Genomic DNA, 12563 nt, shown 5'->3' on the forward strand with positions numbered 1-12563 from the left:
GGTCAGACGATCCCGTGGAACCGCTGGGGGATCCGGACCAACGGGCGGTTCTCCATCTGCTTCATCTGGCTGCCCTTGGGAGCCCGGAAGTTGCCGGGCGGGTCCTCGGTCACCAGCGCCGCGAGCCGCTCGCCGGACGGGGGCGTGAACTCGGGCACATCGGCCGCGACCACTCCTGAGGTGACCTGCTCGAGCAGCTGGACGAGGGTGTCTCCGCCCTGCCGCCACTGGGTGTCCGCCGATCGTCCGTCGGCCTCGACCATCCGCTGACGGTGGTCGGCCGCCTCCTGCAGGTGGTCGCGATCACCGAACTTCATGTGGAACATCCACAGGTCGGGGTCGACGGCGTACGGCGTGCGCACGCCGTGGGTGCCGGCACTCCAGTGGTCGGGCACCCACTTGATCGCCGGCTTGCACATCAGCGGCAGGAACTTGGCCAGCCGGCGTTGGCCGAGGAGGGGCTGCGAGAGGTCGAGCGGCGGCTCGACGCCGACGTGGTGGACGACGTTGAAGCCGAGCGAGCCGACGGCGTTGATCCCGTCCTCGGTGCGCGCCTCGATGTACTCCTTCAGGCCAGCCCAGCGGTCCGGGTCGGGGACGATGAACTCGTCGGTGTCGCAGAACAGCACGACGTCGTAGAGCTCGAGCAGCGAGCGACCAAGGTTGCCGACCATCGCCATCCGGGTGGTGTTGAACTTGCCGCCTCGGATCGGCGGGATGTGCAGCACGTCGCACGGCAGGTCGTCGGTGGACCCGTCCTCGGAGTTGTCGTCGACGACGTAGAGGTTCTCGACCCCGAACTGGCCGCCGTAGTAGCGGATCCAGAGCGGCAGCATCCGGCCCTCGTCGCGACAGAACGTGATGGCGGCGATGCGCAGCGGCTCACCGGGCTCGCGCGGTGGTGGCGTGTGTGCCGGCTGCGTCCGGCCCTCGCCGCCCTTGCGGCGCAGCAGGTCTCGTACGCCGCTCATGGCTGGTCCTTCTCCTTCGACTCCTGAGCGGCGCGACGCCTGGCCCAGTTCTGCATGTTGCGCTCGGCCATGAAGGTCAGTCCGTCGAGGGCCGCCTCCAGCTGCTGCTCGGCGCTGACCTTCTTCGTGTGCACGCCGGGCACCGGGACCGCCTCGAGCTCGTCGATGTCACCGACCACGCGGAGGTCGAGCTCGCGCAACCGCTCGAGCTCACGCTTCGAGCGCCGTCGTACCCAGCGCTCGTCGAGACCAAGCGGGACGGACTCGCGGCCGCGTCGTACGAAACCCTGCTTGGCCAGCACTCCCTTGACCACCCGCTCGTAGTCCTGGCGGTTGAAGCCGTCTGCGTGGAGGCGTTCGTTGAGGGCGCGCAGCACCATCGCCGAGGCCGCGTCGATCCCCGGGTTGCTGCGGACGTCGATGTCGCACAGGCCCTGGGGAATGCCGGCGACGGAGGCGAACCGGTCCCAGAGCAGCGAGGGCGGCGCACCCTTGGGCGGCACGGTGACCAGGGTGAAGTGGTCGCGGCCGACGGCTTCGGACCAGCGCTCGGCGATCGCGGAGATGTGCTGGTTGCGCCAGAACCAGTGACCGACCTTCTCGCCCTCCTCGGGGTGGTGGACCGCCTCGAGGAACTCCTCCCAGGTCCTCACGCCGCGGTTCTGCATCGTCTCGGTCCACATCGCCGGCAGCGAGCGGGCGAGGTCACGGGCGGTGAGGACGACCTGGATGTCGGCGTCGGCGAAGGCGTCCTTGATGAGGTCGATCTTGGGCCGCTGCCGGGGGGCAAGGAACTCCATCGAGACGACGGAGGTGCCGGGCCATCTCTCGATGTCCTCGACCAGCCGGCACCAGTAGCCGTCGGGCTCGAAGGGCGGCTGCTCGGGACCCCCGTGGTCCATCAGGTCGTGCACTGCGAGCACCTGGTGGCGCCAGCGATCGCACGCGAACCGGACGTCGTGCTCCTGGAGTCGCTCGCGGTTCCGGTTGAGCACGTTCTGGATGAAGCTGGTGCCGGATTTCATCGCTCCGATGTGGAGCACCACCCGCTTCGCCACACCGGGGAGCATAGGCCAGCGGCGGACCTCGCCTCAGGAGCCCCCGCCGCCGGCCTTCCGGCGGTGCATCTTGGGACCTGAGCCCCCGGAGACCTCGGAGCCGTGGGCCTTCTCCTTGACGGGTCCGTCCTTGGGCACGCCACGGTCGTTGGCCTGCTTGCGCTCGAGGGCCTCCCGCATCTTCGCCTTGAGGTCCTCGTTGCCCGACTCGCTCTCTGACTGCGCCATGCACCCACCCTCGCACGGCGTGGATGAGCGGTCGAGCGCTTTAGCCCTCGGGCTCCCAGGTCACCGGCACGCCGTGGGGTGCCGCCCGACCCAGGATGCGTCGCTCGCCTCCCGGCCAGGTGGTCATCACGCGAGGAACTCGTGGTGGCGCGTGCGCTTGCGGCGGGTCGGCTCCAGGACGAGGTGGACGAGTGGGGCAGTGTCGGTCGCGCGCTCACCGAGGGCCTCGATCACGCCGGCGGCCCGCTCCTGCTCCTCGGTGGGCAGGTACTGCCACATCACGCTGTGCCACAGCACGGTCGTTGCCCCGTCCTGCAGGTCGAGCTGCTCGAGGAAGTCCGCAGCCCCCTGTCGTCGTACGGCTGGGGGCGACGCACGGGACAGCTCCAGGGCACCCCGCAGTCGTTCGAGCCGGTTGCGCTGGTCGGGCCAGACGTACGCCGTCAGGGCGAGCCGTCCCTCCGTCGTAATCACCTCGATGGGGTTGAGGTCGCACCCGACCGCCTCCGCGAACGCCAGGCCGGGCCACGGCGTCAGGTGGTCGCCGCGCCAGGCCGGACGGAGGTGGACCGGCGAGTGGTCGGCGCCGAACCGGTTGCCGGTGGTGTCGACGTAGCTGAACCGGTCGGCCAGCAGGTTCAGCCCCGCCGAGCAGCCGATCTCGAAGAGCCGGACTGGCCCACGCAGCCTGGGCGGCAGGTGCAGCAACCCGCCCATCAGGGCGGTCGCCCGTCCGACCTCGTTGGTCTGCGGCGGCCGGTCGAGCCATTGCCTGACCGTCTCGCGGTCCCGGTCGAGGAGAGCGACGAACGCCGGCACTCCGTGCGGAGCGTTCCAGTGGCCGCCGACGCTCGGGTAGTACGCCGCCAGCCCACCCGCCCGGCGCTCCAGCACCAGCCGGTGCACGCTGCCGAGCAGCCGCAGTGCCAGGCCCGACGGTCCCGGGTCGTCCTCGTGCCCGCTCAACACCCTTCGCGTCGGTCCGTGGCGGTCGATGTCGTGGGCGAGCCCGTAGAGCAGTTCGGCGTACATCCGCGACCCCAACGCCGCGCATGCCTCCCCCTGCTGCCTGAACGCCTCGGCGGCCCTCACACCCCGAGTCTGGCACCGCCCGACGCAACCAACCGGGCGACCCGCGTTGGGTGGTCGAGCAGCGAGCGAAGCGAGCGGATAGTCGAGACCACTCGGGGCCGGTCGGTCGGTCAGAGTCAGCGAGAGTCGTGGTTTCCGTGGGCGTGGGGTTGCGGTGGCGTCCCGGCGCCTCTGTTCGGCTTCCGGCCGCGGGGTCCAGATCCTGTGGTTGCGGTCGCTGGGTTCTGGCAGTGGGTCCGTCACGGTTTGCTTGGCATTCGGTGGGGGTCAGAAGAGTTCTCCACAACTTCGAATCTCTGATCGAAACTGTTGGTGCCGACGTCTAGAGTTTCTTCATGGACACCGCCACCCTCACCGCCACTGCGGTGATCGACGGTGTCCGAGCCGCCCAGCGCAAAGAGCACGAGGGTGCAGTCGAGCAGCTGCAGTTCGCGGTCCGGTGGGCGCTGATCCACCCGTGCCGCGATGAGTTCCCGGCCGGCTGGGAGGACGACCACGGCATCTTCACCACCGCATCTCGCGCCCCGCTGGCAGGGCCGGGTGCGCCGTTGATCGATGAGTTCGCGCCCGCCTCGTTCGCCGCCGCCCTCGGCATCTCGCTGGAGACGGCCAAGCAGCGCATCGCCGATGCCCTCGAACTCGTCTACCGCCTTCCCCGGCTCTGGGAGCTGGTCGAGGCCGGAGTGGTCCCGGTGTGGCGAGCACGCGCGATCTCCCGGGAGACCCACGACCTCTCACCAGAAGCGGTCGCGTTCGCCGACCGGCTGATCAGCGCCACGCCCTCGAAGATCGGGCTGGTCGACGCCGCCCGACTGGTCCAGGAGGCACGGCTGTACTTCGACCCCGACCGCGCCGTGGCCGACGAGGAGGAAGAGCTCGCCCGACGCGGCGTGTGGCTACGCCACCGTGGCAACCCGGCCACCACCGACGTGGTGATGACCCTCGACACCCCCGACGCATTGTTGCTCGACCAGACCGTTACCCGGATCGCCGGCGAACTCAGGAATCTCGGTGACACCGACCAGCTAGACGTTCGCCGAGCCCGCGCGGTCGGGATCCTGGCCGACCCCCAGTACGCCCTCGACCTGCTGTCCGGACGCGACGCAGTACCCAGCGTTGGCAGCGGTCTCGGTGCGGTGAACCTGTACGTGCACCTCGACCCCGGCCAGCCCGGCGCAGTGTCGATCGAGAAGCTCGGGGCGGCCACCGACCAGCTCCTCACCGACTGGCTCGCCCGGTATGCCGCCGCCGGCGGGAAAGTGATTGTCCGACCCGTCCTCGACCTCTCCTCGACCCAAGCGGTCGACCAGCACGACCCACCCACTGCGATGCGGGAGCTCTGCACCCTGCGTGACGCCTACTGCGTCTTCCCCGGCTGCCTTCGCGACTCCAGGTCCTGCGACCTCGACCACATCACCGCCTACATCCCTATCGCCGACGGCGGACCACCCGGCCAGACCAACCCACTCAATCTCGCGCCGTTGTGCAGGACCCATCACCGGATGAAGACCTTCACCGCCTGGGACTACAAACGTCGAGACGACGGCACCTACATCTGGACCGCACCAACTGGCCACCAGTACGAAGTGCCGCGCATCAGCCGCCGCCCACCGCGAAGAACCAACTGATCCGTCACCCCGGCCAGCCCCAGCCGGGGACATCGGCACGCCCAGGCATCGATCCAGTGGTTTCGAGACGCTCGCTGGCGCTCGCTCCTCAACCACCGACCAACACTGACGGACTCATCTCTCCCGCACCGACCTCCGCAACCACAGGACCTGTTGCCAGGCGACCGCACGCCGACCGAATGCGCAGGGACGCCACCGCAACCCGAGCGGACGTCCACCGCGTACCCCGTCAACCCGGAGCCCCGACAAGACCGGAGCAGGCCCGGAAGCAACACCAACGAAAACCGCGCCCAGGCGACCGCACGCCGACCGAATGCGCAGGGACGCCACCGCAACCCGAGCGGACGTCAACCACGTACCCCGTCAACCCGGAGCCCGGACCAGACCGAGCAGGGCACGGAAGCACCACCAACGAAGACCGCGCCTAGGCGACCGCACGCCGACCGAATGCGCAGGGACGCCACGGCAACCCCAATGGACGTCGACCACGTACCCCGTCAACCCGCATCCCCGACCAGCCCGAGCAGACCCGGAAGCAACACCAACGAAGACCACGCCCAGGCGACCGCCCACCCCGCCACGACCGCAGCCGCACAGCAGAGTGGTTTCGAGGCCAGAGCCCGAACAAGCCGTGGCTAGCCTCGGGTCATGAGTGAGACGCCGAGCATCCATGACTGGATCGGGGGGACCGAGGCGATCGGGAGGTGGCTGAACTCGTTCTACGACGCGGTGGAGCGAGATGAGCTGTTGGCGCCGGTGTTCGGCGGGGTGGTGACGCGGGAGCATCGGGAGCACGTGACGGCGTGGTGGGCCGAGGTGATGGGCGGGCCGGCGACGTACACCGAGGTGCTGGGGGGCTACGAGCACATGCTGGCCAAGCACCGCGGGCTCGAGATCACTCCCGAGCAGCGGCTGCGGTTCGTGACCCTGCTGAGTGAGGCAGCGGATACGGTGGGACTGCCGGACGACCCGGAGGCGCGCTCCGCGCTGATGGGGTACGCCGAGTGGGGCAGTCGGCTCGCCGTGGAGAACAGCGCGGCCGACTCGAGCCCGGCCGAGCACGCCCCGGTCCCCCGCTGGGGATGGGGCGAGGCTCCGCCGTACCAGCCCTAGCCACTCAGCTCTTGAGCTTGTAGTCCTTGAGCAGCGAGCGCCCGATGATCATCTTCTGGATCTCGGCGGTGCCCTCGCCGATGAGCAGGAACGCAGCCTCGCGGTAGAGGCGCTCGATCTCGTACTCCTTGGAGTAGCCGTAGCCGCCGTGGATGCGGAAGGACTGCTGGACGACCTCGTTGCAGTACTCCGCGGCGAGGAACTTGCTCATGCCGGCCTCGACGTCGTTGCGCTCACCGCGGTCCTTGATCCGGGCGGCACGCACCATCATCGCGTGGGCGGCCTCGACCTTGGTGGCCATCTCGGCCAGCTGGAAGAGGATCGCCTGGTGCTGGGCGATCGGCTTGCCGAAGGTCTCGCGCTGCTGGGCGTAGGCGATGGCCAGCTCGAAGGCCCGGTTGGCGACCCCGACCGCACGCGCGGAGACGTTGACGCGACCCACCTCGACGCCGTCCATCATCTGGTAGAAGCCCTTGCCGGTCTCCCCACCCAGGACCTGGTCGGCCGAGACCTGGTGGTTCTCGAAGATCGCCTCGGTGGTGTCGACGCCCTTGTAGCCCATCTTCTCGATCTTGCCGGGGATGGTCAGGCCGGGAGCGACCTCACCGAAGCCCGGCTCCTTCTCGATCAGGAAGGTCGTCATGTTCTTGTAGACCGAGTCGGCAACATCGGGGCCCTCGTCGGTCTTGACCAGCAGCGCGATCAGCGTCGAGGAACCACCGTTGGTCAGCCACATCTTCTGCCCGGTGATCGCATAACCGTCATCGTTCGCGACGGCCTTGGTCTTGATCGCCGCCACGTCAGAACCCAGACCCGGCTCGGACATCGAGAACGAGCCACGGACCTCACCGGTGGCCATCTTCGGCAGGTACTTCTCCTTCTGCGCTGGCGTGCCGTGCTGCATCAGCATGTAGGCCACGATGAAGTGGGTGTTGATCACACCGGAGACGCTCATCCAGCCCCGGGCGATCTCCTCCACGGCCAGGGCATAGGTCAGCAGCGACTCCCCCAGACCGCCGTACTCCTCGGGGATCATCAGCCCGAAGATGCCCAGCTCCTTGAGGCCCTCGACGATCTCGGTCGGGTACTCATCGGCGTGCTCGAGCTCGGTGGCGACCGGGAGGATCTCCTTCTCCACGAACGAGCGCACCGCGCCCAGGATCTCGGTCTGGATGTCGGTGAGACCTTCGGTCTCGCAGAGGCGAGGCATGGACCGTCCTTCACGTGTTGGGGGGCGAGGAGAACGTTACTGGTGGGTAGCAGGTCGTCACCATGACCCACCTCACGTCGAGACTAGTCGCGCAGCAACAGCCGGCTCAGCCACGGCCACCGGTGCACCAGGGCGAGGCGGAGGCTGGGGTTGTCGGCGCGATGGCGCTCCCGTTCGACCTCGTGCCGCAGCGCCCGGCGCTCGTGTCGCAGGTCGCGTACGTCGTGCAGCATCCGCGCGGCGAGCTCGACCGCGACCTCGGCCACCTCGGCGTCCGTGACCGACTCCGGCGTACGACGCTCCGGCAGCTGGTCGGGGACGAGCAGGGTGTCGAGATCGCCGATGACGTCGAACCCCTGCTCGGCGATGTGGGCCACGGCCGACTTGCCGCGCTCGCGTGCCTCCTCGACGCGGTCGGACGAGGGCCAGTAGCGATCGCCCTGGCGCGGCACCAGCCGCTCGTCGGCGAGGAAGGTACGGATGTAGGTGCCGCGGTCGATGGCGCTGTTGAAGTCGCCGAGGTGGTGGTTCATCCGGCGCAGCGTCTCGGCCTCGGCCACCCCCATCGAGGTGTTCGGGAAGCTCTGGCTGAGGTCGACGGAGTCGGGATCGGCGCCCACGAGTGCGGCGAACCGGTCCCAGATCGTGCGCCGCGGCGCGTCCTGGGCCGGCAGCGGCAGCACGTGCACCTGCGCCGGAGGGAGATCGGGAGACCAGCGCTGCAGCACCCGGTGGACGTCGAGGGTGCGCCAGTTCCAGACACCGCCGGTGTCGTCGGTCTCGACGGTGCTGTAGTCCGCCATCGACCGGGTGTCGCGGTTCTTGATGCTCTCCTGCCAGCTCGCGGTGAACAGACCGAGGGGCTCACGCGCGGTGACGACCAGGTGCACCTCCGCCGGCGCCAGGTCGGCGATGACGCGGGCAGCCTGCGCCTGCGAGGCCGCGGCGAAGAACTCGTGGCTCACCACCGCACGACCGTCCCAGGCGGCGATGTCGTCGAGGATCCGCTGCCAGGCGCCCTGCCGGTGCTCGTTGGCCTTCCTGAACTGCGGGTCCTCGCGGACGATCCGGGTCGCCCACAGGTGGTCGTGCCGCTCCTCGCCCGGCAGCAGTAGTCCTTGGTCGGCCAGGGCCTCCCGGTTGCCCCAGAGGATGGTCTGGAGATAGGTCGTGGCGGTCTTGGGGAGACCGATGTGGAGGAAGACCTTCGACGCCATCGGTGTCAGAGGGTCCGCGTGTACTTCTCGACCGCCGCTGCGATCTTCTCCTGGTCCTGGGCAGCCATCGGGAGGAGCAGCTGCTCCACGAGGTCGGTGACCTCGGCCAGCCGGATGTTCAGCTGGCGACACTCCTGCACCTCGGCCGAGAGCTCCTCGAGGCGCGACTGCAGCTCGTCGAGACGGTCACCCGCGACGGCGCGCGCCACCCGCTCCACGGCGCGGTCCTTGAACCCGCGCCGCTCCCCGCCGGACGTCACTTCCGCCATTCCCCCACCAATCGCGCCACCGGACGATCCGCCACGGCGAACTCGCGCCGTGTGGTCGTCGCCTCGACCTGAGTGCTGTGCACGATATCCGCTCCGCTCCGCTCCAAGGCGTCCGCGACGTCCTCGGCTCGCTTGGGTCGGATCCAGTCCGTGCGGCCCTGCGGCACGTAGCGGTCCTCCCCGGCCTGCAGCGCGTAGAAGTCGGCGTAGACGCGGCCACCGCCCGACAACGACATCCGCGCGAACCGCACGAACGACTCCACGCCGAGCTGGTCGACGGCATCGAGGAGGTGGTTGGCCATCAGCACCGGCCGCTCCTCGAACCGGGCCACCCGCGCACCCCAGGCCATCACCGACCGTGGCTCGTTCAGGCTCATCCAGCCCAGCTCCAGCGGCACGCCCTCGGCGTCCACGGTGCGGCGTACGGCGTTGGCCGCCCCCCAGGCGAAGTCGAGCCCGAGCGTCGGCACCCCCTGGCGCGCGAACCACAGCGCATCCACGGCTCGACCGGCGCCGACATCGACCAACCGGGCGAGGTCAGGCTCCTGCTCGGCGACGTAGTGCGCCAGCGCGCTCGGCTTGCCGGTCGGCAGCTTCTCCCGCAGCATGCTGAAGCGTCGGTCCCACTCGTTGCGCATCGCCCGCCCACCGCGGAACCACCCGTTGAGCCGCCGGTACGTCGTCCGGGGCGTCTCGAAGTGGAAGGCCGGGTCGGGCACCTTCCAGCCGGGGCCGTAGGTCGCCTCGAGCAACTTCTCCGGCCTGGCCGGGGCCGGCAGCGTGCGGCCGGCCAGGGTGCAGGTGCCGAGCGGGAAGATCCAGTCCTCCTGGAAGGGCGTGCCGATCTCGCCCATCAGGTAGAGCCGCCCGTCGAGGAAGTAGCCACCGAAGACGTCGAGCCCGCGCACTCCCCCGTCGGCCTCGACCACGTCGACCTTGAAGGCCGCGGCGCTGTAGCGGTCGACGGCGTAGCCCTGCTCGCGCAGGGCGCGCTGCAGCCGGAAGGACTCACGGATCACGTCGAGCGGGTGCGTGTGCCGGCTGACGTAGCCGAGGTCGACGTCGTTGTCGTGGCCGATGAAGTTCTGCTCGCGGATGGCGCCGAGCAGGGTGCCGTACGCCGGGAAGGCCTCCACGCCGGCGTCATGGAGTGCCGCCAGCACCTGCTCGGTCGAGTCGAGCAGCGGCTTGACGTGCTCCTCGTCGCGGGTGTCGAACATCGTGGAGATCCGGTTCGACTTGTCGATGCTGAGCGGCCGCCCGGTGGCGTCGACGACGGCGATCCGCTCGTCCCTGTCGCCGAGGCGCACCTCCGCGTCGTAGGCCACCGCGCCGGTGACGTGCTCGACGACGGAGAGCCGGGTGGTGCCCTTCAGGAACCGCTTGAGCATGGACGGCCACTCGGCGAGCAGCACGCCACCGTCGAGCCGGGTGTCACGCACCGTCCAGAACGACCAGATCCGGCGGCCGTCGAACAGCACGTCCACGACGAGGTCCTCGCCCGCGGAGAGGTGGACGCCGACCTCGTCGACGCGGTCGACGGTGGTCCGCGGGGTCTGGTCTGGCAACCGGCTCAGCTCTCGACGAACTCGTTGGCCCGGGTGAGGTCCTCGTCGAAGTCCACCTCGACGATGTGGAACTGGGAGATGTCCAGCGCCTCGACCCGCAGGCCGTCGCGCTCGATGGCCAGCTCGATGCCGCGCTCGAAGTAGTCCTGGTCCTCGACCTCGGCCAGCCGCGCGAGCAGCGTCGCCTTGTCCTCGGCCGCGATGAAGTTGATGCCCACGGCCTCACCGAGCCCGCCGACGACCTGCTTGGACAGCTCCTTGATGTAGCCGTCGTCGTCGAGGGTGTACTTCACCTCTTCCTCGGCCACCGACTCGGTGTTCACGCAGACGAAGCTGCGGCCGGTCTCGATGTGCTCCTGGATCAGCGGCAGCACCTGCGGGTCGAAGACCACGTCGCCGTTGAGCCACAGCACGCCGCCGGGCTGGGAGAGCTGGAGCGCCTTGAGCAGGCTCTTGGAGGTGTTCGTCGAGTCGTAGACCTCGTTGTAGACGAAGGAGATGTCGGGCATCGCCTCGATGACGAGGTCGAGCTTGAAGCCGACCACCGCGGTGACGAAGACGTCCGCGCCGTACGCCGCCCGGAGCGAGTCGACGGCGCGGCGCATGATGCTCTCGCCGGAGCGCAGCTGGGTCAGCGGCTTCGGGTGCGGCCGGCCGAGGCGCGTTCCGAGCCCCGCCGCGAGAATCACGACCTGCTTGGCCACGACGAACTCCTTGGTTGATGTCGACGTCGGACGATTCCGCAGAGCCTACCGATGGTGCCGTGCGTGGGTGGGGGCAACGGCAGATGAGCAAGTCCGTGGAGGCGTGCAAGCGAGCGTCGCTCAGCGCGTGCGCTGGCAAGGCGGAGGATGGAGCCGTGGCGGAGCCACGGCGACTGACGACAACGACGTCCAGCGGGCGTGATGAGTGGCGCGTAGCGTGCGCCTTCGCGGGCTTGGTCATCTAGTGTTCCGACGTGAGCACCACACCACCGCGCGTCTTCGCGGCCCGGCTGGCCGGGCTGCCGGTGTTCGATCCCCAGGGCGACGCGGTCGGCAAGGTGCGCGACGTCGTGGTGGTGCTGCGGTCCGACGTACGCCAGCCGCGGGTGGTGGGCCTGGTCGTCGAGGTGTTCGGCCGGCGCCAGATCTTCGCCCCGATGACGCGGGTCACCAACATCGACGCCGGCCAGGTGATCACGACCGGGCTGCTCAACATGCGCCGCTTCGAGAAGCGGTCGACCGAGACGCTCGTGATCGGGCAGATGCTCGACCGCAAGGTGAAGGTGCGCAGCAGTGGCGTCGAGGGCGTGGTCTTCGACGTGGCCATGGAGCAGGCCCGCACCCGCGACTGGGTGCTGTCCCGCGTCGCGCTCACCGAAGGCGCGAAGGGCTTCCGCCGCCGACCGCAGACCCACGTCGTGGAGTGGGACGACGTCGAGGGACTCCAGGAGCGCCAGGACAACCAGGGAGCCGAGCACCTGGTCGCCTCGCTGGCCGACCTGCGCCCGGCCGACGCCGCCAACGTCATCCACGAGCTCACCCCCCAGCGCCGCAGCGAGGTGGTGGCCGCGCTGGACGACGAGCGGCTCGCCGACGTGCTGGAAGAGCTGCCCGAGGAGGACCAGGTCGAGATCCTCGAGCACCTCGACTCCGAGCGCGCCGCCGACATCCTCGAGGAGATGTCCGCCGACGACGCCGCCGACCTGATCGCCGACCTCCCGCCCGAGACCGCCCGCCAGCTGCTCGAGCTGATGGAGGCCGAGGACGCCGAGGAGGTCCGCCGGCTGATGGTGTACGGCGAGGAGACCGCCGGCGGCATGATGACGCCAGAGCCGGTGATCCTGCCGCCTGACGCCACCGTGGCCGAGGCGCTCGCCCATGTCCGGAGCGAGGACCTCACGCCGTCGCTGGCAGCCCTGGTGCACGTCTGCCGCCCCCCGCTCGAGACCCCGACCGGGAGACTGCTCGGCGTCGCCCACATCCAGCGGTTGCTGCGAGAGCCGCCGTCGACGCTGGTGGCCGGCGTGCTCGACACCGGTATCGACTACCTGCGCCCCGAGGCCACCCTCGAGGACGTCTCCATGTTCCTGGCGACCTACAACCTGGTGGCCGCTCCGGTCGTCGATGAGGACGGTCGCCTGCTGGGCACAGTCACGGTCGACGACCTGCTCGACCACCTGCTGCCCGAGGGGTGGCGCGACCGCAAGATCGGAGGGAGGTGACCG

12 protein-coding genes are annotated in these 12563 nt (G+C 69.5%); 3 read left to right on the plus strand and 9 right to left on the minus strand.

Features of this window, described 5'->3' with window-relative positions:
• Positions 1-2: 2 nt before the first annotated feature.
• The 4 genes from H976_RS0108825 to H976_RS25370 form a co-directional block, all read right to left on the minus strand.
• Complete coding sequence (locus H976_RS0108825; protein WP_027861236.1) at positions 3-971, minus strand: glycosyltransferase family 2 protein; 969 nt, start codon at positions 969-971, stop codon at positions 3-5.
• Positions 968-2029, minus strand: coding sequence for a hypothetical protein (locus tag H976_RS0108830; protein WP_155918107.1), 1062 nt, complete (start codon positions 2027-2029; stop codon positions 968-970). The genes H976_RS0108825 and H976_RS0108830 overlap by 4 nt, the downstream gene beginning before the upstream one ends.
• Positions 2030-2062: 33 nt before the next feature.
• Positions 2063-2257 carry a DUF5302 domain-containing protein gene (locus H976_RS0108835; RefSeq protein WP_027861238.1) on the minus strand — a complete coding sequence of 65 codons (195 nt, stop codon included), beginning with the start codon at positions 2255-2257 and terminating at the stop codon, positions 2063-2065.
• A 126-nt stretch (positions 2258-2383) separates the two neighbouring features.
• A complete protein-coding gene (locus tag H976_RS25370; RefSeq protein WP_196804022.1) occupies positions 2384-3349 on the minus strand; it encodes a DUF2332 domain-containing protein in 966 nt (321 codons plus the stop codon).
• A gap of 335 nt (positions 3350-3684) precedes the next feature.
• Here H976_RS25370 and H976_RS0108845 point away from each other — a divergent pair, with 335 nt between their 5' ends.
• Together H976_RS0108845 and H976_RS0108850 are read left to right on the plus strand one after the other, a co-directional pair.
• The gene (locus H976_RS0108845; RefSeq protein WP_027861239.1) at positions 3685-4977 is read left to right on the plus strand and encodes an HNH endonuclease signature motif containing protein; all 1293 of its coding nucleotides are present in this window, start codon (positions 3685-3687) and stop codon (positions 4975-4977) included.
• Positions 4978-5625: 648 nt separating this feature from the next.
• Positions 5626-6090, plus strand: a complete 465-nt coding sequence (locus H976_RS0108850) for a group II truncated hemoglobin (protein WP_027861240.1) — start codon at positions 5626-5628, stop codon at positions 6088-6090.
• Between the two features lie 4 nt (positions 6091-6094).
• Here H976_RS0108850 and H976_RS0108855 read toward each other — a convergent pair whose 3' ends face one another.
• The 5 genes from H976_RS0108855 to H976_RS0108875 all read right to left on the minus strand — a co-directional run bounded on the left by H976_RS0108855 (position 6095) and on the right by H976_RS0108875 (position 11058).
• Positions 6095-7300: an acyl-CoA dehydrogenase family protein gene (locus H976_RS0108855; RefSeq protein WP_027861241.1), complete on the minus strand. Its 1206-nt coding sequence runs from the start codon at positions 7298-7300 to the stop codon at positions 6095-6097.
• Between the two features lie 83 nt (positions 7301-7383).
• Entirely contained in the window at positions 7384-8517 is a 1134-nt protein-coding gene (locus H976_RS28665; RefSeq protein ID WP_051276533.1) for a hypothetical protein, read from the minus strand.
• Positions 8518-8522: 5 nt separating this feature from the next.
• Complete coding sequence (locus H976_RS0108865; protein ID WP_231388838.1) at positions 8523-8786, minus strand: DUF6752 domain-containing protein; 264 nt, start codon at positions 8784-8786, stop codon at positions 8523-8525.
• Positions 8774-10354: a LicD family protein gene (locus tag H976_RS25380; RefSeq protein ID WP_036225458.1), complete on the minus strand. Its 1581-nt coding sequence runs from the start codon at positions 10352-10354 to the stop codon at positions 8774-8776. Before H976_RS25380 ends, H976_RS0108865 begins: the two co-directional genes overlap by 13 nt.
• Before the next feature lie 5 nt (positions 10355-10359).
• The gene (locus H976_RS0108875; protein WP_027861243.1) at positions 10360-11058 is read right to left on the minus strand and encodes an NTP transferase domain-containing protein; all 699 of its coding nucleotides are present in this window, start codon (positions 11056-11058) and stop codon (positions 10360-10362) included.
• A gap of 254 nt (positions 11059-11312) precedes the next feature.
• On the opposite strand from H976_RS0108875, the gene H976_RS0108880 reads away from it, so the two are divergent.
• Complete coding sequence (locus H976_RS0108880) at positions 11313-12560, plus strand: magnesium transporter MgtE N-terminal domain-containing protein (protein WP_027861244.1); 1248 nt, start codon at positions 11313-11315, stop codon at positions 12558-12560.
• Positions 12561-12563 lie beyond the last annotated feature (3 nt).

The organism is Marmoricola sp. URHB0036 (assembly GCF_000426045.1).
GTDB lineage: Bacteria > Actinomycetota > Actinomycetes > Propionibacteriales > Nocardioidaceae > Marmoricola.